This window comes from Pseudomonas sp. GW821-FHT11D10, from assembly GCF_058808435.1.
Map to the genome: position 1 here is coordinate 147,790 of NZ_JBXARR010000004.1, position 24,732 is coordinate 172,521.

26 protein-coding genes and 1 pseudogene are annotated in these 24,732 nt (G+C 60.2%); 10 read left to right on the top strand and 17 right to left on the bottom strand.

The window, feature by feature from the left end:
- Positions 1-17: 17 nt before the first annotated feature.
- Both AC1RT4_RS14380 and AC1RT4_RS14385 read right to left on the bottom strand, forming a co-directional pair.
- A complete protein-coding gene (locus tag AC1RT4_RS14380) occupies positions 18-1,370 on the bottom strand; it encodes a GntP family permease (protein WP_007951120.1) in 1,353 nt (450 codons plus the stop codon).
- A gap of 82 nt (positions 1,371-1,452) precedes the next feature.
- Positions 1,453-1,986 carry a gluconokinase gene (locus tag AC1RT4_RS14385; RefSeq protein WP_007951121.1) on the bottom strand — a complete coding sequence of 178 codons (534 nt, stop codon included), beginning with the start codon at positions 1,984-1,986 and terminating at the stop codon, positions 1,453-1,455.
- Positions 1,987-2,202: 216 nt separating this feature from the next.
- Here AC1RT4_RS14385 and gntR point away from each other — a divergent pair, with 216 nt between their 5' ends.
- On the top strand, positions 2,203-3,234 hold the full coding sequence (gene gntR, locus AC1RT4_RS14390) for an HTH-type transcriptional regulator GntR (RefSeq protein WP_007951123.1): 1,032 nt from the start codon (positions 2,203-2,205) through the stop codon (positions 3,232-3,234).
- 1 nt (position 3,235) lies between these two features.
- Here the strand turns inward: gntR and AC1RT4_RS14395 are convergent, their stop codons facing one another.
- On the bottom strand, positions 3,236-4,108 hold the full coding sequence (locus AC1RT4_RS14395; RefSeq protein ID WP_221397971.1) for a LysR family transcriptional regulator: 873 nt from the start codon (positions 4,106-4,108) through the stop codon (positions 3,236-3,238).
- A gap of 121 nt (positions 4,109-4,229) precedes the next feature.
- Here AC1RT4_RS14395 and AC1RT4_RS14400 point away from each other — a divergent pair, with 121 nt between their 5' ends.
- The 3 genes from AC1RT4_RS14400 (at position 4,230) to AC1RT4_RS14410 (ending at position 6,937) form a co-directional block, all read left to right on the top strand.
- Complete coding sequence (locus tag AC1RT4_RS14400) at positions 4,230-4,670, top strand: PACE efflux transporter (RefSeq protein WP_064598890.1); 441 nt, start codon at positions 4,230-4,232, stop codon at positions 4,668-4,670.
- A 125-nt stretch (positions 4,671-4,795) separates the two neighbouring features.
- Positions 4,796-6,217: an MFS transporter gene (locus tag AC1RT4_RS14405; protein ID WP_493085857.1), complete on the top strand. Its 1,422-nt coding sequence runs from the start codon at positions 4,796-4,798 to the stop codon at positions 6,215-6,217.
- A gap of 153 nt (positions 6,218-6,370) precedes the next feature.
- Positions 6,371-6,937 (top strand): hypothetical protein, encoded by a 567-nt coding sequence (locus AC1RT4_RS14410; protein ID WP_493085859.1) that lies wholly within the window; start codon positions 6,371-6,373, stop codon positions 6,935-6,937.
- A 73-nt stretch (positions 6,938-7,010) separates the two neighbouring features.
- On the opposite strand, the gene AC1RT4_RS14415 is transcribed toward AC1RT4_RS14410, so the two are convergent.
- From AC1RT4_RS14415 to AC1RT4_RS14440, 6 genes and pseudogenes are all read right to left on the bottom strand, one after another.
- Complete coding sequence (locus AC1RT4_RS14415) at positions 7,011-7,550, bottom strand: methyl-accepting chemotaxis protein (protein ID WP_371320920.1); 540 nt, start codon at positions 7,548-7,550, stop codon at positions 7,011-7,013.
- 9 nt (positions 7,551-7,559) lie between these two features.
- Positions 7,560-8,330: pseudogene (locus tag AC1RT4_RS14420) on the bottom strand (PAS domain-containing protein); the annotation flags it as partial.
- A gap of 514 nt (positions 8,331-8,844) precedes the next feature.
- Positions 8,845-9,858: an ABC transporter substrate-binding protein gene (locus AC1RT4_RS14425; protein WP_493085861.1), complete on the bottom strand. Its 1,014-nt coding sequence runs from the start codon at positions 9,856-9,858 to the stop codon at positions 8,845-8,847.
- The gene (locus AC1RT4_RS14430) at positions 9,855-10,400 is read right to left on the bottom strand and encodes a sigma-70 family RNA polymerase sigma factor (RefSeq protein ID WP_493085863.1); all 546 of its coding nucleotides are present in this window, start codon (positions 10,398-10,400) and stop codon (positions 9,855-9,857) included. Before AC1RT4_RS14430 ends, AC1RT4_RS14425 begins: the two co-directional genes overlap by 4 nt.
- A 127-nt stretch (positions 10,401-10,527) precedes the next feature.
- Positions 10,528-11,319 (bottom strand): phosphate/phosphite/phosphonate ABC transporter substrate-binding protein, encoded by a 792-nt coding sequence (locus tag AC1RT4_RS14435; RefSeq protein WP_493085865.1) that lies wholly within the window; start codon positions 11,317-11,319, stop codon positions 10,528-10,530.
- 7 nt (positions 11,320-11,326) lie between these two features.
- The gene (locus AC1RT4_RS14440; protein ID WP_493085867.1) at positions 11,327-12,268 is read right to left on the bottom strand and encodes a fatty acid desaturase; all 942 of its coding nucleotides are present in this window, start codon (positions 12,266-12,268) and stop codon (positions 11,327-11,329) included.
- A gap of 324 nt (positions 12,269-12,592) precedes the next feature.
- Between AC1RT4_RS14440 and AC1RT4_RS14445 the strand changes: the two genes are divergently transcribed.
- Entirely contained in the window at positions 12,593-13,012 is a 420-nt protein-coding gene (locus tag AC1RT4_RS14445) for a GNAT family N-acetyltransferase (RefSeq protein ID WP_493085869.1), read from the top strand.
- Here the strand turns inward: AC1RT4_RS14445 and def are convergent, their stop codons facing one another.
- The 3 genes from def to AC1RT4_RS14460 all read right to left on the bottom strand — a co-directional run bounded on the left by def (position 13,013) and on the right by AC1RT4_RS14460 (position 14,874).
- Complete coding sequence (gene def / locus AC1RT4_RS14450) at positions 13,013-13,552, bottom strand: peptide deformylase (protein WP_007951144.1); 540 nt, start codon at positions 13,550-13,552, stop codon at positions 13,013-13,015.
- Between the two features lie 2 nt (positions 13,553-13,554).
- On the bottom strand, positions 13,555-14,505 hold the full coding sequence (locus tag AC1RT4_RS14455) for a YihY/virulence factor BrkB family protein (protein ID WP_493085871.1): 951 nt from the start codon (positions 14,503-14,505) through the stop codon (positions 13,555-13,557).
- A gap of 177 nt (positions 14,506-14,682) precedes the next feature.
- Positions 14,683-14,874 carry a CsbD family protein gene (locus AC1RT4_RS14460; protein ID WP_007951148.1) on the bottom strand — a complete coding sequence of 64 codons (192 nt, stop codon included), beginning with the start codon at positions 14,872-14,874 and terminating at the stop codon, positions 14,683-14,685.
- A 198-nt stretch (positions 14,875-15,072) separates the two neighbouring features.
- Between AC1RT4_RS14460 and AC1RT4_RS14465 the strand changes: the two genes are divergently transcribed.
- The gene (locus AC1RT4_RS14465) at positions 15,073-15,450 is read left to right on the top strand and encodes a hypothetical protein (RefSeq protein WP_007951149.1); all 378 of its coding nucleotides are present in this window, start codon (positions 15,073-15,075) and stop codon (positions 15,448-15,450) included.
- Between the two features lie 98 nt (positions 15,451-15,548).
- On the opposite strand, the gene fadD1 is transcribed toward AC1RT4_RS14465, so the two are convergent.
- Both fadD1 and fadD2 read right to left on the bottom strand, forming a co-directional pair.
- A complete protein-coding gene (gene fadD1, locus AC1RT4_RS14470) occupies positions 15,549-17,246 on the bottom strand; it encodes a long-chain-fatty-acid--CoA ligase FadD1 (protein ID WP_085606558.1) in 1,698 nt (565 codons plus the stop codon).
- Between the two features lie 343 nt (positions 17,247-17,589).
- Complete coding sequence (gene fadD2 / locus AC1RT4_RS14475; protein WP_007951151.1) at positions 17,590-19,278, bottom strand: long-chain-fatty-acid--CoA ligase FadD2; 1,689 nt, start codon at positions 19,276-19,278, stop codon at positions 17,590-17,592.
- 248 nt (positions 19,279-19,526) lie between these two features.
- Here fadD2 and AC1RT4_RS14480 point away from each other — a divergent pair, with 248 nt between their 5' ends.
- Complete coding sequence (locus tag AC1RT4_RS14480) at positions 19,527-20,471, top strand: alpha/beta hydrolase (RefSeq protein WP_493085874.1); 945 nt, start codon at positions 19,527-19,529, stop codon at positions 20,469-20,471.
- Positions 20,472-20,513: 42 nt separating this feature from the next.
- Positions 20,514-20,984, top strand: a complete 471-nt coding sequence (locus AC1RT4_RS14485; protein ID WP_003227420.1) for a MaoC family dehydratase — start codon at positions 20,514-20,516, stop codon at positions 20,982-20,984.
- Between the two features lie 69 nt (positions 20,985-21,053).
- Here AC1RT4_RS14485 and AC1RT4_RS14490 read toward each other — a convergent pair whose 3' ends face one another.
- Complete coding sequence (locus tag AC1RT4_RS14490) at positions 21,054-21,521, bottom strand: ferritin-like domain-containing protein (protein ID WP_273901685.1); 468 nt, start codon at positions 21,519-21,521, stop codon at positions 21,054-21,056.
- Between the two features lie 205 nt (positions 21,522-21,726).
- Between AC1RT4_RS14490 and AC1RT4_RS14495 the strand changes: the two genes are divergently transcribed.
- Positions 21,727-21,963, top strand: a complete 237-nt coding sequence (locus AC1RT4_RS14495) for a DUF3820 family protein (protein ID WP_003213031.1) — start codon at positions 21,727-21,729, stop codon at positions 21,961-21,963.
- A gap of 30 nt (positions 21,964-21,993) precedes the next feature.
- Positions 21,994-23,175, top strand: coding sequence for an aminotransferase class V-fold PLP-dependent enzyme (locus tag AC1RT4_RS14500; protein ID WP_493085876.1), 1,182 nt, complete (start codon positions 21,994-21,996; stop codon positions 23,173-23,175).
- On the opposite strand, the gene AC1RT4_RS14505 is transcribed toward AC1RT4_RS14500, so the two are convergent.
- Together AC1RT4_RS14505 and AC1RT4_RS14510 are read right to left on the bottom strand one after the other, a co-directional pair.
- Entirely contained in the window at positions 23,172-23,888 is a 717-nt protein-coding gene (locus AC1RT4_RS14505) for an intradiol ring-cleavage dioxygenase (RefSeq protein ID WP_493085878.1), read from the bottom strand. The genes AC1RT4_RS14500 and AC1RT4_RS14505 overlap by 4 nt on opposite strands.
- Positions 23,889-24,055: 167 nt before the next feature.
- Positions 24,056-24,721: a bifunctional 4-hydroxy-2-oxoglutarate aldolase/2-dehydro-3-deoxy-phosphogluconate aldolase gene (locus tag AC1RT4_RS14510; protein WP_011335602.1), complete on the bottom strand. Its 666-nt coding sequence runs from the start codon at positions 24,719-24,721 to the stop codon at positions 24,056-24,058.
- Positions 24,722-24,732: the final 11 nt, after the last annotated feature.

The following is a 24,732-nucleotide window of genomic DNA, read 5'->3' on the forward strand; positions in this document are numbered from 1 at the left end:
GTGTCTCGCGTTCGAGGTTAAACGAACAGCGACAACAACAGAATAAAGCCCAGACCAACCACCGACAGGATGGTTTCCATCGCCGTCCAGGTCTTGAAGGTTTCCGCTACGGTCATGTTGAAGTACTGCTTCACCAGCCAGAAACCGGCGTCGTTGACGTGGGACAGGATCAAGGAACCGGCACCGGTGGCCAGCACCAGCAGCTCACGGTTCACACCCGGGATCATCCCCACCACCGGCACCACAATGCCCGCGCCCGTGATGGTCGCCACGGTGGCCGAACCGGTCGCGATACGGATCACCGCCGCCACCAGCCACGCCAGCAGGATCGGCGAGATCTGCGCGCTGACCGCCATGTGGCCGATCACGTCGCCCACGCCGCTGGTCACCAGCATCTGCTTGAAGCCACCGCCGGCACCGATGATCAGGATGATTGCGGCAGTCGGCGCCAGGCTCGCGTCGAGCCATTTGAGCATCTGCTGAGAACCGATGCCCTGCTTGTAGCCGAAGGTGTACAGCGACAGCAGCAATGCCAACAGCAGTGCCGAGATCGGGTGACCGATCATGTCCATCCAGGTGCGGAAGAAATGACCGTCCGGCAGCGCCACGTCGGCGAAGGTTTTCAGCAGCATCAGGAACACCGGCAGCAGCACGGTGACCAGGGTGATGCCGAAGCTTGGCAGCTCCTGCGAGTCCGACTCACGGGCCAGTTGATCGACCAGTTCCTGATTTGGTGTACCGGGAATGTGCTTGGCGATGAACGTACCGAAGATCGGACCGGCAATGATGGCGGTCGGCAGCGCGACGATCAGACCGTAGAGAATGGTCTTGCCGATGTCGGCACCGAACACGCCGATGGCCAGCAGCGGGCCCGGGTGCGGCGGCACCAGACCGTGCACGGCGGACAGGCCGGCGAGCAGCGGGATACCGATCTTGATGATCGACACACCGGTGCGGCGAGCGACGATGAACACCAGCGGAATCAGCAGCACGAAGCCGATTTCGAAGAACAGCGGAATGCCCACCAGGAACGCGGCGAACATCATCGCCCACTGGACCTTGTCCTTGCCGAAGGCGCGGATCAGAGTCTGAGCGATCTGATCGGCACCGCCGGACTCGGCCATCATCTTGCCGAGCATCGTGCCCAGCGCAAGGATGATGCCGACGAAACCGAGCACGCCACCGAAGCCGTCCTGGAACGCCTTGATGATGGTGCCGATCGGCATGCCGGACGTCAGGCCGAGGAACGCGGCGGCGATGGTCAGGGCAATGAAGGGGTGAATCTTGAATTTGGTGATCAGGACGATGAGTCCGATCACCGTGACCACTGCATCGAGCAGCAGGTAGGCGTCATGGGACATGCCAAACATTGGGGGTGTCTCCTGGTTTGTTGTTGTTATTAAAGCGGGTTAATCAGAAGTCGAAAGGACAGCGCTGTCTTCGCAATCACACTCATACCGCCTGTTTCAGGCCATGGGCCTGCCACCAGACGTGGGCTTGCGACGCCAGTTCTTCAACGCTGTGGATCGAAGCATTCAGGGCCAGGGTCAACGGCTCGCCCTTGGGCGATTCGAGAGTGGCGAACTGGCTTTCGATCAGGGTGGCCGGCATGAAGTGGCCCGGACGGTGGGACACACGTTCGGCGGCCACTTCCGGCGTCAATTCGAGGAACACGAAGCCCAGGCCCGGCAAGGCGCTGCGCAGGCGTTCACGATAAATGTGTTTGAGGGCCGAGCAGGTCAGCACCGGGCGTTCGCCCAGGGCATCGACGCGACGCAGTTCGTCGCACAGGCTGTCGAGCCAGCCGGCACGGTCTTCGTCGTTCAGGGGGATCCCCGCGCTCATCTTTTCGATGTTCGCGGCCGGATGGAAAGTATCGCCTTCAATGGCAGTGGCGCCGCTCAATTGGCACAGGGCCTCGCTGACGCACGTCTTGCCGCAACCGGCAACGCCCATGATGACCAGGGCGGTGATGGGATGATTCATGTAACACCTCAGCGCGCAGACAGCGCTACCTTTGCTAGCTATGACTCTAGTGCACAGGCAGAAGTTGCCGACGCCTTCTTGTCGTTTTTTTGGGTTGCAGCAGGTTTGTTCCCGACGCCAAAAAGCGAGGATCAGGCAGGACCTCGCTTACGCATTTGCAGCTGCATAAGGACAGCGCTACCTTAGTGCCTTGATTTTTGTTTGGCAAGCCGCCCGATGACCACCCCTAAAAACGATAAAAACACCCGCACCACCGGCCGTCCCACCCTCAATGAAGTCGCCCGTCTGGCCGGCGTCAGCCCGATTACCGCCTCGCGCGCCCTGCGTGGGGTCAGCACGGTCGCCACCGAACTGGTGGAAAAAGTTCAGAAAGCCGCGCTGGAACTCAACTATGTGGTCAACCCCGCCGCCCGCGCCCTGGCCTCGGCCCAGAGCCATTCGGTGGTGGTTCTGGTGCCTTCGCTGTCCAACCTATTGTTCATCGACACCCTGGAAGCCATTCATCGGGTACTGACGCCCAAAGGCTTCGAAGTACTGATCGGCAACTTCCACTACTCCCGCGATGAAGAAGAAAACCTGCTGCGCAACTACATGGCCTATCAGCCACGCGGTTTGCTGCTGACCGGCTTCGACCGCACCGAAAGTTCGCGGCGGATGATCGAGGCCAGCAACATTCCCTGCGTCTACATGATGGAACTGGACAGCGCCGCCGGGGTGAACTGCGTCGGTTTCTCCCAGCTCAGCGCCGGCGAAACCGCTGCCGAACATTTGCTGTCCCGGGGTCGCAAGCGTCTGGCGTACATCGGCGCGCAGCTCGATCAACGCACGTTGCTGCGCGGTGAAGGCTTTCGCAAAGCGCTACAGAAGGCCGGCCGTTACGACCCGGATCTGGAAGTGCTGACCCCGCGTTCATCGTCCGTGGGCCTGGGTGGCGAGTTATTCCTGCAATTGCTGGCGGCGCATCCGGATGTCGATGCGATCTTCTTCGGCAACGACGACCTGGCTCAGGGCGCGTTGCTCGAAGCGCTGCGCAACGGGATCAAGATCCCCGAGCAAGTGGCGATACTAGGTTTCAACGACTTGCCGATGTCGGAGCACATGGTGCCGCGCCTGAGCAGCATCAACACGCCCCGCGAAGCGATCGGCAAGCGTGCGGCGGAGCAGATGCTGACCTTGATGGCTGGCAACAGCGTGGCGCGTCCGGTCGAGGACATGGGCTTCGAGCTGAAGATCCGCGAGAGCACCTGACTCAACCGCCCAGCAACTCCACGAGAGCCAGCGCGCCCTTCTGCAAAGGCTGGCTCTTGAGCCACACCGCGTGCACCGGCAGCACCAGACCGTTTTCGATGTTGCGGAAGTTCAGGCGTTTCAGCCGTCCGCTATCGAGCCACGGCTGCACCACCGACAGCGGAAAATTGCCCCAGCCCAACCCTGCCTCGACCATTTCCAGCGCCGTTTCCAGGTTATCGGTACGCCAGTGGGATTCGGCCACCAGCGGCCGGGTTTCGCTGATCGGCAAGTCGCGACTGCCGACCACGATCTGCCGGACATGCACCAGATCCTCGAGAAACAGATCCTGCCCCTGCAACAACGGGCTGTCCGCCGCCAGCGTGGCGATCATCCGTTCGCTGCCGACAAACTGAAAACGCTCCAGCACATTCACGCTCAACCCGGCGAACGCCAGACACACGCTCACCCGGCCGCTGTGGAGCATCGCCAGCACATCATCCTGCGGCGCAGTCAGCACTTCGATGTCGAGCAGCGGGTGGCGCTCGCTGAGGTCCTTGATCGCCGTCAGCAACCGTCGGCGATCGATATCCGCCGCCACGCCGATCGACAATTTGCTCTCCAGCCCCAGCGACAACTGCACCGCATGCACCTGCAATTGCTTGAGCTGATCGGCGATCAGCCGCGCATGGGGCACCAGCGACAGCGCCATTGCCGTGGGTTGCGGTTCGCGATGGCTGCGATCAAACAGCGAGTAACCGAGTTCGGCTTCGAGATTGCCGATGGCCATGCTCACCGCCGACGGGACTTTGCCCAATGCCCTGGCCGCGGCGGAGAACGAGCCGCGTTCGATCACGGCGAGAAACAGCTCGATGCTTTCACTGTTGAAATTCAAATCATCTACCTATCAATAAAACTGAAAGCTACTGACTTTTTCTGTCATCTCCATTGAAGCTATCTTTCGTCGCCTTCGCCAGCCCCACTGGCCACAAGTCGCAAGAAAGAGGCAATTCCCCATGCAAGGCGTCAAACGCAAACTGGTCTACGTGTCGCTCTATGAAGTGATCGGTATGACCTTCTCGGCCCTCGGCCTGGCCCTGTTGTCCGGCACGTCGCCCGGCAGCACCGGCCCGCTGGCGGTGATCATCACCACCATCGCCGTGACCTGGAATTTCATCTACACCTCGCTGTTCGAGCGCTGGGAAAGTCGTCAGGTGTCGCGCACCCGCACGGTAAAACGGCGCATCGCCCACGCCGTCGGCTTCCAGCTGACGCTGATCGTGTTCCTGATTCCGCTGATCGCGTGGTGGATGAACATCAGTCTGGTGCAGGCCTTTTTGCTGGATCTGGCGCTGATCGTGTTCATCCCTTGCTACACCTTCGCGTTCAACTGGCTGTTCGATAAGGTGTTCGGCCTTCCGGCCTCGGCATTGCCGGATCCGCAGCCCGCGACATAAATCGTTAATTGGTAAGCGGATATTGCAAGAAATCGGCGGTTTTCCCGTGCCAACCGCCGATATAAACAATCCTTGATTTCCGATAGCAGGCTAAGCTTTTCCATCAATAAAAAATGGATCAGCCCATGACTGCACACGCCCCCGCCGCGCAACGCGACGGCATCGACCCGATACGCGCCGCCGAGATTTCCGCCCGCATCGACCGCCTCCCGGCAGTCGCCACGATCTGGCGGCTGGTGGCGCTGCTATCGATCGGTGGTTTCTTCGAACTCTACGACCTGTTCCAGACCGCCTATATCAGCCCCGGGCTGATCCGCGACGGTATTTTCGCCACCGGCAATCAGGGCGTGTTCGGTTTCTCCGATCAGGCTGCGTTCGCCTCGGCGACGTTCCTCGGCCTGTTTCTCGGCGCCAGCCTGCTGAGCCCTTTGGCGGATCGGTTCGGGCGACGCGCGATCTTCACCTTCGCGCTGGTCTGGTACACCGTGGCCACGGTGCTGATGGGCGTGCAGAGTTCGGCGCTGGGGATCATCTGCATGCGTTTTCTGGTGGGCATCGGCCTCGGGATCGAGCTGGTAACCATCGACGCCTACCTCTCGGAACTGGTGCCCAAGCGCATGCGCAGTTCGGCGTTTGCCTTCGCGTTTTTCGTGCAGTTCCTGTCGGTGCCGGCGGTGGCGCTGATGTCCTGGTGGCTGGTGCCGCAGGCGCCGCTCGGGGTTTCCGGCTGGCGTTGGGTGGTGTTGGCCAGCGCGGTGTTTGCGCTGTTCATCTGGTGGCTGCGCAAACGTCTGCCGGAGTCGCCGCGCTGGTTGGCGCAGCACGGCCGTTTCGATGAGGCGAACCGGATTCTCGATGGCATCGAGGCGCGCTGCGAGAAGGATCACCGCCAGCCACTGGACGCGCCGGAAGCGGTAGCCGTCGATGTCGAAGGCAAGGGCCGTTTCGCCGATATCTGGCAGCCACCGTACCGGCGCCGCGCGTTGATGCTGATTGTCTTCCACATCTTCCAGGCGATCGGTTTCTTCGGCTTCGGCAACTGGCTGCCGGCGCTGCTTTCCGGTCAGGGCGTCAGCGTCACTCACAGCCTGATGTACGCGTTCATCATCACCCTCGCCTACCCGCTCGGGCCGCTGCTGTTCGTCAAATTCGCCAACCGCTTCGAGAACAAGTGGCAAATCGTCGGCTCGGCCCTCGGTGCCATGACCTTCGGCACCTTGTTCGCGTTGCAGACCAGCGCCTTCGGCCTGATCTTCTGCGGGGTGATGATCACCTTCTGCAACGCCTGGCTGAGCTTCAGTTATCACTCCTATCAGAGCGAACTGTTCCCCACCAACATCCGCGCCCGGGCGGTGGGCTTCTGCTATTCGTTCAGTCGCTTGTCGACGGTATTCAGCAGCCTGTTGATCGGTCTGTTCCTCGACCACTTCGGCACACCGGGCGTGTTGGCGTTCATCGTCGCCAGCATGCTGATCGTGATGCTGACCATCGGCTATTTCGGCCCCCGCACCCGTAACCTGGCGCTGGAAAACATTGCCCATCGCTGACGGACAACGGTCATCCTCTGCCGCCCATTGGCAAGGGATGACCGCTTTGCCCGTTCAAGAAGACTCCCAAGCCATTGAAATAAAAGGACTTATTCAACAGGCACGGTAATTGCTCTCTAGGGCTTACAGTCATTACCTACAGGTTCATTCATCATGTTGGTCAGTGCAAAACAACAGCAAATCATCCACCTGCCCAAGCAGCTGAATGACGATGCAACCGCCACCGCAGCGGCCGGTCTACAAGGCGGACTGCACGGCGCGATGCTGCAGACCCTGCAAAACCAGGCCCAGGCGCAAACCGCCGAAGCCACCGCCAAAGTGCAGGAATCGGCCACCCAACTCGCGACCCAGCAAGTCAGCGAAGCCACACGCATCAGCGACAACGTCGACGAAGCGTTCGCCAAGACCCGAGTCGCCCTGCAAACCTCTGATACTTCGTCGACCAAATCCACGGGCTCATCGGCCATGGACGAGTTCAAGGACTACATGAGCAAGTCGCCGGAACAGCGTCTGCGCGACAGTATCCTCAAGGAAATGGGCCTGACCGAAGACGACATTAAAGCCATGCCGCCGGCTCAGCAACTGGCCATCGGCAAAGAAATCGCCGAGCGCCTGCAGGACAAGATGAAGCTGGCCGAAGTCGAGAAGCAGAACAAGCAAGACGCCAACTCGGTGAAGATCAGCGACGAGTCGGCGGACAAGTTCCTCGCTTCGCTCTGATTCGCCTCGATCTGAAAAGCGGCGCAATAAAAAAGGATCCCCACAGGGATCCTTTTTTTCAGCCGTAAAACCGTCAGTTCAACTGCAACGTCTCGTTGAACTGGCTGATCGCATCCACCACATGCCGCGAGCCCTGCTGAATCTCCCGGATCGCGTCGCCCGCCTCATTCGCCAGTTCCACCCCGAGCCCGGTGCGGCTCAGGCTCGACTGCATGCTCGACACCGCGCTCAATGACAACTCATGGTTCTTGCGCACCACATCGACGATCTCCAGGGTCGCCTGACTGGTCCGCGCCGCGAGGCTGCGCACTTCGTCCGCCACCACCGCAAAACCGCGCCCGTGCTCACCCGCCCGCGCCGCTTCGATGGCCGCGTTGAGCGCCAGCAGGTTGGTCTGGTCGGCAATTCCGCGAATGGTCTGAACGATGGTGCCGATGATGTCCGACTGCTTGCTGACCGCATCGATGCTCAGCGCTGCTTCGTTGAGATCGCGGGAAATGTCCTGAATGATCTGCACCGTTTGCTGCACGACCTGTGAGCCTTTTTGCGCGCAGGCGTCGTTTTGTACCGAGGTGCTGTGGGCCGATTCCGCCGCGGTCTGCAAGGTGGTCATCTGATGGGTGATGTCGCTGGCGAACTTCACCACTTTGTACAACCGGCCCTTGGCGTCAAACAACGGGTTGTAAGAGGCTTCAAGGTAAACGGTCTGCCCGGACTTGTTCTTGCGCTCGAAGCGGTGCGAGTGATATTCGCCGCGATTGAGCGAAGCCCAGAACGCCTTGTACTGAGCGGACTCGGCTTCGACCCGGTGACAGAACAGGCTGTGGTGATGGCCGACGATTTCGTTGAGCGAGTACTGCATGGTCTTGAGGAAGTTGTCGTTGGCCGTGATCACATTGCCTTCCGGGGTGAACTCGATCACCGCCATCGAACGACCGATCGCCGCCAGCATGCTCTCTTCTTCCTTTTCCTTGTTCACTCGCGCGGTGATGTCTGCCGCCACTTTGATCACACTTCGGACCTGTTTGTCCGGGCCATATACCGGCATGTAACTGGCTTCGAGCCAAATCTCCCGACCGCTCTTGTTCAAGCGCAGGAAAGTACCGCTGATGGGTTCGCCGCGGGCCAGGTCCCGCCACAACTTGGCGTATTCCTCGCTGCGGTAAAACGCCTCTTCACAAAAGATCCGGTGATGTTTGCCGCGCACTTCATCGGCGCTGTAGCCCATGGTCTTGCAGAAGTTCTCATTGGCATCCAGAACGATGCCCTCGGGGGTGAATTCGATCATTGCCATCGAACGGTTGATCGCCTCCAACTTGGTGTTGGCTTCGGTCAGGGCACAACTGAAGCGTTCGATTTCCTGCAGGTCAGCCTTGTGATGTAGGTTGAACATGTCTCTATCACCTTCCGCGCGGTTCTTTGATTTGATGAAAGTTCAGGTCTTTCAGAATCCACCACTACGTTCCACAGAACAGGCACACGCATTCCTCCACGGGAGGAAGTTGTCAGGTGATAAACGATGATTAATCAAAGAGTCCATGCAGCGACGCTCTAATCAAGACATCCTTCTCTTGATAGCCCGCGGGCGGGCCATTCCTAACATGCAGAAGAACTTCCATTTAAAAACAGCTCCTTGTCGGTCAAGTGTCGGTGCCTTGAATTGCGCACTCTGGCAGCTTTGAGATCGTTAACCGCTAGCGGTCGGAGCCCATTGGATGGCGTTCGACATAGTTAGTTATGAATGAGCATAGACAGCGCAAAGCCTTGCGCAAGGCCACTAGTCGGCCAGTAATGAGGGAGTTCGGACAGGAAACGGACGAGAAACGGTTCAGCGGCGGGAGTGTTGGTTGCCATTGCGACCGACTCGCAATGGCAACTTTTGAAACGACACAAATATCAGAAAAGAACTACAGACTCCCGCTCACCTTGTTCGCCACTTCACCTGGTACCCAAGGCTTCCACACTTGCGGCTGGTCGCGCAGGAACGCTTCGGCGACCTGTCGTGGTTGCTGACGCTTCTCGCTCATCCCGGCCAGGGTCTGGTTCAGCAGATCGATCGGCAAATCGACTTTCTCAAAGAACGCCACCAGCTCCGGGTACTGCGCCTTGAACGGCGCCGACACGCCAATCGCCAGGCTCGCCGGCATCGAGCGGGTGCCTTTCGGGTTGGGGTTGTTGGCATCGGCCAGGGTTTTCCAGGCTTCGGCATCGAACGGCGGCTCTTCCAGCTTCACCAGTTTGAAGCGACCGAGCAGCGGCGTCGGCGACCAGTAGTAGAACAGCACCGGTTTGCCGCGCTTGATCGACGACGCCACCTCGGCATCCAGCGCCGCGCCGGAGCCGGTGCGGAAGTTGACGAAGCTGTCGTTCAGCGCATAGGCCTTGAGCTTCTGGCTGTTGACGATTTCCGAAGTCCAGCCGGTCGGGCTGTTGAGGAAACGCCCACGGCTCGGGTCTTCCGGGTCCTTGAACACATCCTTGTAGCGCGGCAGGTCGGCCACGGATTTCAGCTCCGGCGCCAGCGGTTTGATCCCGCGCTCCGGGTCGCCCTTGATCACGTATTCCGGCACCCACCAGCCTTCGGTGGCGCCCTTCACCGTGTCACCGAGGCCGAACACCTTGCCCTCGGCGGCAGCCTTGACCCACGCCGGACTGCGCCCGGCCCACTCTTCGCCGATCACTTGAATATCGTTTTTCGCCAGCGCCGCTTCCAGGCTGACGGTGCTGCCCGGCAGCGTATCGGTCGGGTAGCCGTAGCCCTTTTCGACAATCAGGCGCAGCACTTCGGTGATGAAGCTGCCGCTTTCCCAGGTGATGTCGCCGAAGTGAATCGGCGCTTTTGTTTCCGCGGCGACAACGTGCCCGGCAGTCAGGGTCAGGGCCAGCAGCGAACTGCCGAGCAGGGTTTTGATCGATCTCATGCGGACCTCTTGTTCTGGGAGGAAATCAGGGTTTGGTTGGCGCTGTGGCGGTTGCACAGAGCCTGGGAACGGGTCATGTACATGCTCACCGAACGCTGGGAGATGCCCAGTTCGGCGGCGATTTGCGGGTAGGTCAGGCCGTCGATGCGCGCCAGCAGAAAGGTCGAGCGCACCTTGCCCGGCAGGCGCTGGAGCGTCCGGTCCAGGTGCTTGAGGCTCTGCGACAGGTCGGCGAGTTGTTCGGGAGACGGCGCGTGATCGAGGTCACCTTGTTGCAGTTGATGCAGATGCCGACGCTCCAGATCGCCCCGCCGCCAGCGCTCGTACAGCAGGCGTTGAGCAATGGTGGTGAGCAACGCGCGGGGTTCGCGGATGGCGGTCAGGCCCGGGGCTTCGAGCAGTTGCGCGAAGGTTTCGGCGGCGATGTCTTCGGCCGTGGCCGCATCATTCGATTGCCGACGCAGACGTGTGCACAACCACTGGTAATGGTCGCGAAACAACGTGTTCACATGATTGCGATGGGATGAGTAGGCGCCGGACATGGGGGCTCCTTGGTAAAGGGTCGCTGAATGTCCGGTCGTCCGGTGGCGCGATCCTAGCAAGGTGCCTTATGCGTTAAAAATACTTAAAAAGAATTTTTATATTCCATTAGTGGATTACAAGAGACTGCTAGCGCAAGCGGCCATAACCCAGTTCTTCGGCCTCGCGCTGGTAATCCAGCAGGACGAGGTAATCGCTTTCGCTGGCGGGCAGCACTTCGGGCAAACCGAGGATGCGGGCCACATCGGGCAAGTCCTGAAGGCTGCGGTTCATGGCCCGACGCAGGTGTTCGATCTGCTTGTCAGTCGTGCTGGCGGCGGTGATAAAGGGCAAGGTCGGGCTGAACGCGCTGCGTGCCACCACCCGCAATCCGCTGACCTCTTCGGCGGCGTACTGCGCCAGATACGCAAAGGTCACGCTGTCGATGGCCGCCAGATCGGCGCGGTCTTCGCGTAACCAGCGCAGGCTCTCGCGGTGACCGCCACTGATGCCGACCGAAGCGAAAAACTGCCCGTCCCGGTGCAACGGCGCCAGACGCTGACGCAACAGGTTCATGCCGCTGTTGGAGTCTTCGCTGTTGATCACCCCGCGACTGTCGAAGAACTCCGCCAGATTGCGACGCGGATCATCGGCGCGGGCGAGGATCAGGCTGCAATGATTGCCGGCGCTGGCGTCCGGCAATTTGTAGCGCGGACGGCCGACAATCCTCACCTGCCCACGCAGCGCGGTCATCAGCGGATAGCCGCAGGTCTGGGTCAGCAGCAACTCAGGCGAGCGCCAGAGTTCAAGCAACGACAAGCCGTCGGCATCGAGTCGCGAACGGCCGAGGTGTTCGAGGATCCGCGCCAGCCACCGCTCGTTCGCCGCGCGAATCGGCTCGGGGGCGATGTACATCAACAGCTCTGCGTAACCTGACGTCATGGTCGCCTCAAATAAACGGATGCTGCGGGCTGTCGATCGGCTTGATGCCGTGCCGGCGCCACAGTTGCCCATAACCTTGCACCAGAAATCCGCCGCTGCGTGCCACCCATTGTTCCCGGCGCATGCGGTAGGCCTCGGGCAGGTCGTACCACGAAAGCTTCGGCAAGTCGTGGTGCACGAGGTGGAAATTCAGGTTCAGGAACAGCCAGCGCCACGGCCATCCGGCCTCGTTGAGCACCGTGCGCTGTTCCGGTTGCGTATGCGGCCGGTGTTCATAGTAGGAGCGAACCATCGCGATCGACAGCGCCGGCACGCTGATCAGAAACAGGTAATGCCACACCGGCAACACGCTGTAGCGGGCGATGAAAAACAGCATCAGAACGGTCAGGGCACCGTGGGTCAGCCACATCAGCCAGGCCTGGCGCTCGCGGTTTTTCAGGCGTTGCAGTTCTTCACCGGCCAGCGTCAGCAACGCCAGCGGCGCGCCAAGAATAAATCGGCCCAATACGGTTTTGTTCAGCCAGTGCAGGCTGCGTTCGAACAGCGAACTGCCCTGCCAGCGTTCGGCGCTCAGATAACGGCTTTCGGGATCGACGCCAGGGATCGTCAGGTCTTCGTCGCGATGGTGCTGCAAATGGCTGTCGCGATAGAGCGTGTACGGATACCACACCGCGAATGGCGCATAGCCGAGGACTTTGTTGACGAAGGTCCAGCGCGTGGGATGACCGTGGAGCAGTTCGTGCTGCACCGACAGCCACAGCACCAGCAACGGAATCAGCAGCAGCGTGCTCCACCAGACGCCGAGCCGTTCGCTGCCCAGCACAATCGCGAACCAGCCGCCGTACACGCCGATCAGCAGCAGCCACGTCGGCCACTCGGTGCGGGCGGTGAAGCGCTGGCGCAGGGTTTCGATTTGCTGACGATGCTGATCGTCAAAGTAATGGGCCATGGCGTTGCTCGGAAAAGGAGTCCATTCCTTCTGTGCAACGACAACGGAGATTCTTGCAGATTATTTTTCAAGAGGTAGCGGGAGCCCGGATCCGGGCTCCCGAACGGCGTGATCAATGGCCAAAGATGTCGACTTTTTTCGTCCTCTTCTCGTGGCGTTTCTCGATGGCTGTCTTGGCCGGTTTCTTCTTCGCGGCTTTCTTCGAATCCATACCTTTGGACATGATGCTTACTCCACTCAGAGGGGATGTGAGATCAGGTATACACCTATCCCGGCGAGCACGTTGTTTTATAATCCGCGGCTTTTGCACCGGCAGTCCGATTCATGACCGACATCCGTTTCAGCCAGCTCGACGACCTGTCCTGGCCCTTGATGAACAAGTTCTACCGCCAGCATCAATCGTCGATGAAAGCGGTGCGCGAGGCGCAATTGTGGGTGGCGCGGCGGGAAGAAATCGTGGCTGCGCTGTGCCTGCGACCGGTGTTCGGCGGGCATTGGCTGACCGGACTGTTTGTCGATCCGGCCTGTCGCGAACAGGGCATCGCCGCGCAGTTGATTGCCGAAGCGGTGAAGGGCATCGAGGCGCCGGTGTGGCTGTTCTGCCACCCGGACTTGCGCGGTTTCTACGAGCGGCGCGGCTTCACTTTCGACCCCGCCCTGCCCCAGGCCATGGCCGAGCGTTTGAGCCGTTATGCGCGGAGCAAGCCAATGATTGCGATGGAGCTGGCACCGCGCCTGGGCTAGTCAGTCGTCGGCGTTGGGATCGAGGTCCGGAAACATCACCTCGGTGAAACCGAACTTGCTGAAATCGGTAATGCGCGACGGGTACAGCCGCCCGATCAGGTGATCGCATTCATGCTGCACCACCCGCGCATGGAACCCCGAGGCCACACGCACAATCGGCTCCCCCTTGGGGTCGACGCCTTCGTACCGGATCTGCTGGTAACGATCCACCGCGCCCCGCAGGCCGGGCACCGACAGGCAGCCCTCAAAACCCTCTTCCATCAGCGGACTCAACGGCGTGATCAGCGGATTGATCAGGATCGTCTGCGGCACCGCTTCGGCGTCCGGGTAGCGTTCGCTGTGCTCGAAACCGAAGATCACCAATTGCAGGTCGACACCGATCTGCGGCGCGGCCAGGCCGACCCCGCCGACGCTTTCCATGGTCTGGAACATGTCGTCGATCAGTTGCCACAGTTCCGGGCTGTCGAGCATTTCAGCGGGCACTGGCGGGGCGATGCGCAGCAGGCGTTCGTCGCCCATCTTCAGAATTTCACGGATCATGATCAGGCTTCGTCAGTGTTCGGCTTGAGCGAGTGATCGCGCCCGAGGCCGGAAACGTGTTGTTTGGGATGTTCATCGAGTTCGCCGGGGACTTTCTCGCCCGGATCCTTGCCCTCGCTGGACATGTGTTCGATCACCGCATTCATCTCCGCACCGAGCAACAACACGGCGGCGGAAATGTAGAAATACAGCAACAGCACGATGATCGCACCGATGCTGCCATACATGGCGTTGTAGTTGGCGAATGTCTTGACGTAGAACGCGAAGCCCAGGGACGCGATGATCCACACCACCACCGCCAGCACCGAGCCTGGCGTGATGAAGCGGAATTCCTGTTTGACGTCGGGCATCACGTAGTAGATCAGCGCCACGGCCACCATCATCAGGATCACGATCACCGGCCAGCGGGCGATCGTCCACACCGTGACGATGACTTCTTCCAGCCCGACCTGCGCGGCGATCCAGCCCATCACCTGCGGCCCGAGCACCATCAGCGCGGCAGCGGCCAACAGCATGCCGGCAATGCCGACGGTGTAGATGATCGACAGCGGAAAACGCTTCCAGATCGGCCGGCCCTCGACCACGTCGTAGGCCGCATTCATCGCGCTCATCATCAGGCGCACACCGGCGGACGCGGTGTACAGGGCGATGACGATACCCACCGAAAGCAGGCCGCCCTTGGATTGCTGCAACTGATCGATCACCGGGTTGACCTGCTCCAGCGCCTGGGGCGGCAATACCAGCTCCGATTGCAGGCGCAGCCAGGAGAAGAAGTCCGGCAGGTGCAGGAAACCGATCAGGGCAATCAGGAACAGAATGAACGGGAACAGCGAAAACAGCATCTGGTAGGCCAGTGCCGAGGCATAGGTCGACATCTCGTCTTCCATGAACTCGGTGACGGTGCGCACGATGACCCGGTGCAGGGGCAGACCTTTCATGTCGGGGAAAATCATTCGCGTCTCCTTTCGCCGCAAAACAGGTTGAAGTCGTGGCGACTCAGGGGCCGTTTTTCTCTCATCAAAGTAGCTTACTTGGCGACTTTGAAACACTGTGAACCGTGACCATCTGTGAACGGGACACGAAAACGGCCATCCTTGGATGGCCGCTTCGTTGTTTCGTTCAAGGCTCGATCAAGCCTTGTCGACGCCTTTCTTGATCGCGTCCTTGGCTTTGCCCACCGCTTGCTGGGCCTCGCCTTTTTTCTCTTGCAGTTTGCCTTCGGCTTGCAGCTTCTGGTTGTCGGTGGCTTTGCCGACACCTTGCTTGACGTTGCCGACCGCTTCGTTGGCCATGCCTTTCACTTTATCGCCTGTGCTACTCATGGTGTTTCTCCTTGGTGCATTGAAGGGGAAAAGTCAGTACGTAACGATTGACTGGCCCGGTTTGCGCCAAGTTTCATTTATTTTCAGGGCTTCATTTCGTCGCGGCGTGCAGGTTGGGCTTTATGTTTGCGAGCGTACCCCCGAGAATGCCCACCATAAGGGCGCCACGCGCCACAGAACCGATCCCGCAGGAATGTTATGAAACTCGATAAAAAGCAGGCCATCGCCCGTCGCAACCAGGAACTGGGCGGTGCCGTGCTCGGCACCAACAACTGCCACTTCGCCGAACTGAACCGCAACCGCAATATCTGGTGGTTCGACTTGCCGGTGTCGCGACTGGCGATCGGTCAGTACGAGTGGATTCACCTGTTGATGCACACCCCGGCCACCGACGAACTGCTGCACCTGAAAGTGCCGACCGTGTTCCTGCGCGAAAAGCTCGAAGGCCTGGTGATCCGCAACGAAGGCAAGCGCAAGGCCGCCCTGAGCCTGGAACTGAGCGCCGACAAGGACTCGTACCTGCAGGACATGCGTCCGGCGGGGACCAATGTGAACTTCGCGCCGTTCCGCCAGTAAACCTTTTACGCTGACCGACGTGATCGTTCCCACGCTCTGCGTGGGAACGATCAAACAGTTAACCAACAAAAAGCCCCGCATCTGCGGGGCTTTTTGTTTTATGCGGCGCTCTTCGCCTTGATCTTCTTCAGCTCTTCGTCGCGCAGTTCGCGACGCAGGATCTTGCCGACGTTGGTGGTCGGCAGTGCATCGCGGAACTCCACCGAACGCGGCACCTTGTAGCCGGTGACGTTGGCGCGCATGTGCTCCATCACCTGTTCCTTGGTCAGCGTAACGCCCGGTTTGGCGACGATGAAGATCTTGATCGCCTCGCCGGATTTCTCGTCCGGAATACCGATGGCCGCGCACTGCAACACGCCCGGCAGGGCCGCCAGCACGTCTTCCAGCTCGTTCGGGTACACGTTGAAACCGGAGACCAGAATCATGTCTTTCTTGCGATCGACAATACGCATGTAGCCGTCCGGCTGGATCAGTGCGATGTCACCGGTCTTCAGCCAGCCTTCGCTGTCGAGCATCTCGTCGGTGGCTTCCTGACGCTGCCAGTAGCCCTTCATCACTTGCGGGCCCTTGACGCACAGTTCGCCGATTTCGCCCAGCGGCTGCTCGACACCGGCATCGTCGATGACTTTGCACAGGGTCGATGGCACCGGAATGCCAATGGTACCGATCTGGATGTTCTGAATCGGGTTGACCGTGGCCACCGGGCTGGTTTCGGTCATGCCGTAACCTTCGCAGATCGGGCAACCGGTGACCGCTTTCCAGCGCTCGGCCGCGGCCAGTTGCAGGGCCATGCCGCCGGACAGGGTGACTTTCAGCGCCGAGAAATCCAGCTTGCGGAAACCTTCGTTGTTGCACAGGGCCACGAACAGCGTGTTGAGGCCGACGAAACCGCTGAACTTCCACTTCGACAGTTCCTTGACCATCGCCGGCAGGTCGCGCGGGTTGCTGATCAGGATGTTGTGGTTGCCGATCAGCATCATCGCCATGCAATGAAAGGTGAACGCATAGATGTGGTACAGCGGCAGCGGCGTGATCAGGATCTCGCAACCTTCATTGAGGTTGGAGCCCATCAACGCCTTGCACTGCAGCATGTTGGCGACGAGGTTGCGATGGGTGAGCATCGCGCCCTTGGCCACGCCGGTGGTGCCGCCGGTGTATTGCAGCACCGCGACATCGCCGCTGTCCGGATTGGCTTCGGCGACCGGCTGGCCCTGGCCCTTGCTCAGCACGTCGTTGAACTTGACGGCTTTGGGCAGGTGATAGGCCGGGACCATTTTCTTAACGTACTTGATGACGCTGTTGATCAGCAGACGCTTGATCGGCGGCAGCAGGTCGGCGACTTCGGTGACGATGACGTGTTTGACGCCGGTTTTCGGCACCACGGCTTCGGCCAGGTGCGCCATGTTCGCCAGGCACACCAGCGCCTTGGCACCGGAGTCGTTGAATTGGTGTTCCATTTCCCGCGCGGTGTACAGCGGGTTGGTGTTGACCACGATCAGCCCGGCACGGATGGCACCGAAGACGGCGACCGGGTACTGCAACACGTTGGGCAGTTGCACGGCGATTCGATCACCGGGCTGCAAATCGGTATGCTGTTGCAGATAAGCGGCAAACGCACCGGACAATTCGTACAGTTCACCGTAGGTGATGGTCTTGCCCAGGTTGCTGAACGCCGGTTTGTCGGCGAAGCGTTGGCAGGATTGCTTCAACACTGCCTGAATATTCGGGTACTCGTCTGGATTGATGTCGGCAGCAATTCCAGCGGGGTACTTATCCTTCCAAAAGTCTTCGATCATGGAAGCCCACTCCTCAGCAACGCGAATTCAGCACCGCATTTGATGCGATTATTATTGGTGTTTGTTTATTGGTGAGTCTGGCTTTTTACAAGGCCGAGAAGTCACAAAGCGCGCCGAGAGTAGCAGCTTTGCCAAGGGTCGACTAGAGCCAAAAGCGGCCCCTACAGTCATTTTCATGACTCAAGAACTACTGGCAGTCATTTTAGAGCAAAAATCCTATAACACCTTGAAAGTCCCGGTTTTCGGGGCCTGAAACAAAAATCGCGAGCAGGCCCGCTCCCGCAGGCTCATCGATAACCCTGTGGGAGCGAGCTTGCTCGCGATTGCGCGAAGCGCAGTTCTTTTAAGCGATATCGCGTAACTCTCTGCGCAGAATTTTCCCGACAGGCGTCATCGGCAACGACTCACGCAGCACGATGTGTTTCGGCACCTTGTACGCCGTGAAATTCTCTTTGCAATAGGCCTTCAGCTCTTCCAGGCTCACGCCGGTCTCCCGCGCCACCACGAACAGCTTCACCGCCTCGCCGGAACGTTCGTCCGGCACGCCGATCACTGCGCAGTTGGCGACTTTCGGGTGAGCCATCACCACGTCTTCGATTTCGTTCGGGTACACGTTGAAACCGGAGACGATGATCATGTCTTTCTTGCGGTCGACGATACGCACAAACCCGTCCGGGTCGATCACCGCGATGTCGCCGGACTTGAACCAGCCCTCGGCATCCAGCACTTCGGCGGTGGCCTCGGGTTTCTGCCAGTAGCCTTTCATGATCTGCGGGCCCTTGATGCACAGCTCGCCGCGCTCGCCCAGAGGCTGCTCGACGCCGTCGTCATTGATGACTTTCAAGCGGGTGCCCGGCACCGGCAGGCCGACCGTGCCGATCCGCGACAGCTCGCCGTACGGGTTGGTGCAGGCCACCGGCGAGGTTTCGGTCAGGCCGTAACCTTCGGTGATGCGACAACCGGTGATCTGCTCCCAACGCTCGGCGGTGGCCTTGACCAGCGCGGTGCCGCCGGAGTTGGTGAGCTTGAGGGTGGAGAAGTCCAGGGTCTTGAAGTCCGGATGATCCATCAGCGCGACAAACAGCGTGTTGAGCCCCAGCAGCGCCGAAAACTTCCAGTTCTTCAGCTCCTTGATGAAGCCGCCGATGTCACGCGGGTTGGTGATCAGCACGTTGTGGTTGCCCGACACCATCATGCACATGCAATTCGCGGTGAACGCATAGATGTGGTACAGCGGCAGCGGCGCGATCATCACCTCCTGCCCTTCGCGCAACAGTGGCTGGCCGTCGCTGCCGAACTGGCCGAGACAGGCGCGCACCTGCTGCATGTTCGCCACCAGATTGCCGTGGGTCAGCATCGCGCCCTTGGCCAGGCCGGTGGTACCGCCGGTGTATTGCAGCACGGCAATGTCGTCCAGGCCGACCTTCAGCGGCTTGATGCCCAGGCCCCGGCCCATGCGCAGCGCGCTCTTGAAGGAAATCGCCTGGGGCAGCGAGTACGCCGGGACCATTTTCTTCACTTTGCTGACCACGGTGTTGACCAGCCAGCCCTTGGCGGTGGGCATCAGGTCGCCCATCTTCGCTTCGATCAGGTACTGGATGTCGGTGTCCGGCAGCACTTCCTGGACCTTCTGGCCGAACATGTTCAGGTACACCAGCGCCCGGGCGCCGGAGTCCTTGAACTGGTGACGCATCTCCCGCGCGGTGTACAGCGGGTTGGTGTTGACCACGATCAGCCCGGCACGCAAGGCGCCGAACACGGCAATCGGATAATGCAGGACGTTGGGCATCTGCACCGCAATGCGATCCCCCGGCACCAGGTCGGTGTGGGCTTGCAGATAACCGGCGAACGCGGCGCTCTGGCGCTCCAGCTCGGCGTAGGTCAGGGTCACGCCCATGTTGCTGAACGCCGGGCGATCAGCGAATTTCTTGCAGGAACGCTCGAACACCTCGATCACCGACTTGAATTCACCCGCGTCGATGTCCAGGGGTACGCCCGCCGGGCGTTTGTCATTCCAGAAATCAGGTTGCATTGTTCTTGTCCTCTTTACCTGAGCCGATCCGGGGCCGCTTCGCTGTCATTTCTTTCTGTCCCTGAAAAAGCCGAGAGCAAAAAGCGGGGCTTCACGGACACTAGCAGCTATGGTCAATCAGGCAAATATGGGCAAGGTCGTCATTGATCGTGTGAATCTTCCTGCCGTGGCGTGAGCTGATCGGACGCGCTATACAATGCAACCTCTGCAAGACGCATCAGCAAAAACAGGCCGCAAAAGGAATCGCCATGATCCACGACACCTTCTGGCTGGATGCGAGTGACCGCAGCCGCCTCTTCGTCAACCAGTGGTTGCCGTCTGCGCCCTTGAAAGCGGTGATTCTGCTGGCCCACGGCATGGCAGAACACAGCGCCCGATACGCACGGCTGGCAGAGACCTTTTGCGCCGAAGGCTACGGTGTGTACGCGCTCGATCAGCGCGGCCATGGCAAAACTGCCGAACATGGGACACTGGGGCATTTCGCCGACGACGATGGCTGGTGCAAGGTGGTCGGCGATCTGGCCAGCCTCAACCAGCGCATCGGCCAGCGTCACCCGAGGGTACCGATCGTGCTGCTTGGGCACAGCATGGGCAGCTACATTGCCCAGGCTTATTTACTGCACCACAGCGCCAGCCTGCATGGCGCGATTCTCAGCGGTTCGAATTTCCAGCCGGTTGCACTGTACCGAGCGGCCCGGCAGATCGCCCGATTCGAAAAACTGCGTCAGGGCGCCAAGGGCCGCAGCGCGCTGATCGAATGGCTGTCGTTCGGCTCGTTCAACAATAAATTCAAACCGGCACGCACCGCGTTTGACTGGCTGAGTCGCGACCCGGCCGAGGTCGACAAGTACGCCACCGACCCGCTGTGCGGCTTTCGCTGCACCAATCAACTGTGGATCGACCTGCTCGGCGGGTTGCAGCAAATCAGCAAAGCGTCCAATCTCGCCCAGATTGATCCGGGCCTGCCGCTGCTGGTGATCGGCGGCGAATGTGATCCGGTGAGCGAAGGCAAGCGTCTGACTGATCTGGCCAACGCCTTGCGTGCGGCCGGCAGCCAGAACCTGCAGCTCAAGATCTACCCGCAGGCGCGGCACGAATTGTTCAACGAGAGCAACCGCGACGAAGTGACCGCCGATGTGCTGGCCTGGATCGACCAGGCCCTGAGCCATCGCCGGCCGCACCGCAGCGAATAATTTTTTGTGGATTCATTTCATCCGTCACAGGAATTCAACCCCATGACCCAGGTTACCAACATCCCTTACGAAGCCCTCGAAGTGGGCCAGACCGCGAGCTACAGCAAGACTGTCGAGGAACGTGACATTCAGCTGTTCGCCGCGATGTCCGGTGACCACAACCCGGTGCACCTGGACGCCGAGTTCGCCGCCGCCAGCATGTTCAAGGAACGCATCGCCCACGGCATGTTCAGCGGCGCGCTGATCAGTGCGGCAGTAGCCTGCGAGCTGCCTGGGCCGGGCACCATTTATATCGGCCAGCAGATGAGCTTCCAGAAGCCGGTGAAGATCGGCGACACCCTGACCGTGCGCCTGGAAATCCTCGAAAAACTACCGAAATTCCGCGTGCGCATCGCCACTCGCGTATTCAACCAGCGCGATGAGCTGGTGGTGGACGGCGAGGCCGAGATCCTGGCGCCGCGCAAGCAACAGACCGTTACCCTGCCGACCTTGCCGGCCATCAGCATCGGCTGATCGTCCTCGGTTAAATCCGGACACAAAAAAACGCCAGACCAGCTGGCGTTTTTTGTTGGCCTCGAACGCTTACGAGCGTGCGCGAGCCTGGTTACGCAGCGCTTTCACCTGATCGTGATTGCGTTGCACACCGTGGTACTGGCGCTCGACCAGATCACGGATGCCGACCAGGTTGTGTTTGTTGATCTTCTCGATCGCTTCACGATAAGCCTTCAGGGCGTGGTCTTCACCGCGCTCGGCTTCATTGAGTACCGCTTCTTCGTCCTTGCCGGTGAACATCGCTTTGACGTCGACCCAGCGACGGTGCAGATCACCGCTGACACTGGTCGAGGTTTCCGGATCGCCACCCATCGAACGCACGGCGGATTGCAGCTCGGCGGCAGCCGTTGCGCAATCGGCGGAGCGTTTCACGAACAGGGTTTTCAGCTCTGGATGCTTGATGTCTTCAGCGCAGGTCTTGAACCCTTCCTGACCGTCCTTGCTGGTTTCGATCAGGTCGTTGAGGACGGAGATGGCTTCTTTATTCATGTCAGTCATTTTTCAATTCCTTGCGTGGGTGAAAGATGCAAGGAGTGTTGCAGTGGTCGTGCCAGTTTCCTGAAAAGAACTTAGTCCTTAATTTTCAACTACTTACAAACACAGCGAGAATCTGTATGCCTGTTATTTGCATGATCTGTCATTTGGCCTGCATGCAGAATGCCTGTATTTTCCGAAGTGTTTTCAAAGCCAGACGATTCCAACGATGAACCCTGAAAAGCTCGAACTGCTGATCACCCGCGAAATGCCCTTCGGCAAGTACAAGGGCCGAATCATTGCCGACCTGCCGGGCCCCTACCTGAACTGGTTTGCCCGGGAAGGATTTCCCCATGGCGAACTGGGCGGGCTGTTGGCGTTGATGCAGGAAATCGATCACAACGGTCTGTCGGAACTGCTCGAACCGCTGCGCGCCAAACACGGCAAACCTGCCCCGCGCCATTGAGGCGTCACCCTGATCCGAGTCGAGTCGACCATGCCCGATAACACCCGCCGCGCCCGAGACGAAGCTTTCTGGCAAACCTTCGCCGACCGTTACGACCGCCACCCCGGCCCCGTGAATCTGGAGAACGGTTACTTCGGGCGCATGTCGCGCACCGTGGTCGAGGAGTACCAGCGCAACATCGAACTGATCAACAACAGCAACTCGGTCTATGTGCGCCAGCGTTTCGAACAGCACGACAGCCTCGACATCCGCGCGCAACTGGCTGAACTGATCGGCGTGCGCGCGCAAAGCGTGGCCTTCACCCACAACGCCACTGCCGGCCTGCAATCGCTGATCCGCAACTACAACCGCCTGCAGCCTGGCGATCAGGTGCTGATCTGCGATCTGGAGTACGACACGGTCAAGGGCGCCATGCGCTGGCTGGCAAAGCATCGCGGCGTCGAGGTGATCGAGATCGAGCACGCCCACCCGGCCACCTTCGACAGCCTGCTGGCGACTTACCGCGAAGCTTTCATCCGCTATCCGAAGCTCAAGCTGATGGCCCTGACTCACGTCACCCACCGCACCGGGCTGGTGATGCCGGTGCAGGCGATTGCCGCGCTGGCCAAGGAACACGGCGTCGACATCATCCTTGATGGCGCCCATGCCCTTGGCCAGATCGAGTTCGATCTCGAAGCGCTGGGCATCGCCTTCGCCGGGTACAACCTGCACAAGTGGATCGGCTCGCCACTGACCCTCGGTTTTCTCTACATTGCTCCGCAGCGTCTGGGCGATATTGATCCGGACATGGGCGAGATGCATTTTTCGACTGGCGATATCCGCTCACGCACGCCCTACAGCACGCCGAACATTCCGGCACTGATGACCCTGCCGTTGGTGTTCGAGGAACACCGCTCACTGGGTGGCGCGGCCGCCAAAGGCGCGCGGGTGAATTACCTGCGCAACCTGTGGGTCAGCGCCGTCCGTAACCTGCCGGGCATCGAAGTCATGACCCCGGACGATCCGCGTCTGTATTGCGGCATCACCTCGATGCGTTTTACCCGCCATGCCGACCAGCAGGCGATGGTCGAACGCCTGCTCAACGACTACAACCTGTTCACTGTCGTGCGCAACGGCGCTGCCTGTGGGCCGTGCATCCGTGTCACGCCGTCGCTGACCACGACGGCGGCGGAGATTCAGTCGCTGATTCAGGCGCTGAACGAACTGCGTTAAACCGTGTACTTGTCGAAGTCCTCGGGTTTGATCTGCGACGACACCGCAAAGGTGTCGATGCCGATCGTGAGGTGACCGAAGTAACCGTCCTCGTGAGAGTCGCGGCCGATCGGCCACACCGTCAGGGTCGACTCTTCACCGCCCATGTTGGTGTAGTAGGCATCGTCGTTGTTGCACACCGGCAGCGAACTGCGCCCGCGATAGGCCTTGGCATTGAGCACGCCACGGGAAACCACTTCCGGAAAATACAGCTGCCCGACCCAGGCCACATTGCGCTCGTCCAGGTATTCGTTGCCGGCGACGATGCGCACCGCCACGTGAATGTGCAGCGCTCGCCCGGCATAGAAACCCGGATAGATCGTGGTGAAGCGCACCCTGCCCTTGTGGTCGCTGAACTGACCGCCGCGCAAATAAGTGTCATCGTCGGTTCGCGGGATCGAGCCGATGTCCTCGACGTCGACTTCCAGATCCGGGTTGACCCGACTCCAGCCGGAATAGGCACCGCGTGCGTTGCAGTGCCAGATATCCACCAGCGCACCGCTGACCGGCTCGGCGGTCATGGCATCGACGATGGTCAGGCGCAGCAGCAGCGGCAGACCCTCGGCGCCTTCGCTGATGTTGCGGCGCAGCAGTTTGGGATTGCGGAAATACGGCCCGGCGACTTGCTCGGGGGCCAGTTGATAAACCGATGGAGCTGAAGGCTGGTTATCCATGACGCGTTCTCTCTTCCATAAGATGAACGCAGGTTAACGCCACATGCAAAGCCAGGTGCGGTAACTATGTATCTCAAGATAACGAAGTTTTTCGGGCAAAAAAAAACGGTGCACCGACCAAGCGCACCGTAAAGCCGTAGAACACACAACGAAGTGTCAGTTGAAGATCAGTCCAGCAGCGCCAACGCCTCGGCGGTGCATTCCTGAATGCGGGCCCAGTCGCCGTTCTTGATCCACTCAGGATCGAGCATCCAGCTACCGCCCACGCACATGACGTTTTTCAGCGCCATGTAGCTCTTGATGTTGGCTGGACCCACGCCGCCGGTCGGGCAGAATTTCACTTCGCCGAACGGGCCGCCGAGGGCCTTGATTGCCGCCACGCCGCCGCTGACTTCAGCCGGGAACAGCTTGAAGCGGCGATAACCCAGGCCATAGCCTTCCATGATGCCGGAGGCATTGCTGATGCCCGGCAGCAGCGGGATCGGGCTTTCGACGCTGGCTTCCAGCAGGTCACGGGTGATGCCCGGGGTAACGATGAATTGCGAACCGGCGGCTTCGGCCGCAGCCAGCATGTTGCGGTCGAGCACGGTGCCGGCACCGGTCACCAGTTCCGGGCGTTGTTCGCGCAGGATCTGGATCGCCTTGAGGCCGAACTGCGAACGCAGGGTCACTTCCAGCGCGGTCAGACCACCGGCGGCCAGTGCGTCGGCCAGCGGCAGCACGTCCTGTTCGCGGGCGATGGTGATCACCGGCAGGATCCGCGCCTTGGCGCAGAGGCTGTCGATCAGGGCAACTTTGTCCGCCATGGAAACGGTCGGGGATGGGGTTGTCATAGCGGCTGTTC

Excerpts from the sequence above, each read along its gene's own strand:
- AC1RT4_RS14380 (WP_007951120.1), bottom strand. The coding sequence starts at position 1,370 with ATGTTTGGCATGTCCCATGACGCCTACCTGCTGCTCGATGCAGTGGTC.
- AC1RT4_RS14385 (WP_007951121.1), bottom strand. The coding sequence starts at position 1,986 with ATGAATCATCCCATCACCGCCCTGGTCATCATGGGCGTTGCCGGTTGC.
- gntR (WP_007951123.1), top strand. The coding sequence starts at position 2,203 with ATGACCACCCCTAAAAACGATAAAAACACCCGCACCACCGGCCGTCCC.
- AC1RT4_RS14400 (WP_064598890.1), top strand. The coding sequence starts at position 4,230 with ATGCAAGGCGTCAAACGCAAACTGGTCTACGTGTCGCTCTATGAAGTG.
- AC1RT4_RS14405 (WP_493085857.1), top strand. The coding sequence starts at position 4,796 with ATGACTGCACACGCCCCCGCCGCGCAACGCGACGGCATCGACCCGATA.
- AC1RT4_RS14410 (WP_493085859.1), top strand. The coding sequence starts at position 6,371 with ATGTTGGTCAGTGCAAAACAACAGCAAATCATCCACCTGCCCAAGCAG.
- AC1RT4_RS14415 (WP_371320920.1), bottom strand. The coding sequence starts at position 7,550 with ATGACCACCTTGCAGACCGCGGCGGAATCGGCCCACAGCACCTCGGTA.
- AC1RT4_RS14425 (WP_493085861.1), bottom strand. The coding sequence starts at position 9,858 with ATGAGATCGATCAAAACCCTGCTCGGCAGTTCGCTGCTGGCCCTGACC.
- AC1RT4_RS14430 (WP_493085863.1), bottom strand. The coding sequence starts at position 10,400 with ATGTCCGGCGCCTACTCATCCCATCGCAATCATGTGAACACGTTGTTT.
- AC1RT4_RS14435 (WP_493085865.1), bottom strand. The coding sequence starts at position 11,319 with ATGACGTCAGGTTACGCAGAGCTGTTGATGTACATCGCCCCCGAGCCG.
- AC1RT4_RS14440 (WP_493085867.1), bottom strand. The coding sequence starts at position 12,268 with ATGGCCCATTACTTTGACGATCAGCATCGTCAGCAAATCGAAACCCTG.
- AC1RT4_RS14445 (WP_493085869.1), top strand. The coding sequence starts at position 12,593 with ATGACCGACATCCGTTTCAGCCAGCTCGACGACCTGTCCTGGCCCTTG.
- def (WP_007951144.1), bottom strand. The coding sequence starts at position 13,552 with ATGATCCGTGAAATTCTGAAGATGGGCGACGAACGCCTGCTGCGCATC.
- AC1RT4_RS14455 (WP_493085871.1), bottom strand. The coding sequence starts at position 14,505 with ATGATTTTCCCCGACATGAAAGGTCTGCCCCTGCACCGGGTCATCGTG.
- AC1RT4_RS14460 (WP_007951148.1), bottom strand. The coding sequence starts at position 14,874 with ATGAGTAGCACAGGCGATAAAGTGAAAGGCATGGCCAACGAAGCGGTC.
- AC1RT4_RS14465 (WP_007951149.1), top strand. The coding sequence starts at position 15,073 with ATGAAACTCGATAAAAAGCAGGCCATCGCCCGTCGCAACCAGGAACTG.
- fadD1 (WP_085606558.1), bottom strand. The coding sequence starts at position 17,246 with ATGATCGAAGACTTTTGGAAGGATAAGTACCCCGCTGGAATTGCTGCC.
- fadD2 (WP_007951151.1), bottom strand. The coding sequence starts at position 19,278 with ATGCAACCTGATTTCTGGAATGACAAACGCCCGGCGGGCGTACCCCTG.
- AC1RT4_RS14480 (WP_493085874.1), top strand. The coding sequence starts at position 19,527 with ATGATCCACGACACCTTCTGGCTGGATGCGAGTGACCGCAGCCGCCTC.
- AC1RT4_RS14485 (WP_003227420.1), top strand. The coding sequence starts at position 20,514 with ATGACCCAGGTTACCAACATCCCTTACGAAGCCCTCGAAGTGGGCCAG.
- AC1RT4_RS14490 (WP_273901685.1), bottom strand. The coding sequence starts at position 21,521 with ATGACTGACATGAATAAAGAAGCCATCTCCGTCCTCAACGACCTGATC.
- AC1RT4_RS14495 (WP_003213031.1), top strand. The coding sequence starts at position 21,727 with ATGAACCCTGAAAAGCTCGAACTGCTGATCACCCGCGAAATGCCCTTC.
- AC1RT4_RS14500 (WP_493085876.1), top strand. The coding sequence starts at position 21,994 with ATGCCCGATAACACCCGCCGCGCCCGAGACGAAGCTTTCTGGCAAACC.
- AC1RT4_RS14505 (WP_493085878.1), bottom strand. The coding sequence starts at position 23,888 with ATGGATAACCAGCCTTCAGCTCCATCGGTTTATCAACTGGCCCCCGAG.
- AC1RT4_RS14510 (WP_011335602.1), bottom strand. The coding sequence starts at position 24,721 with ATGACAACCCCATCCCCGACCGTTTCCATGGCGGACAAAGTTGCCCTG.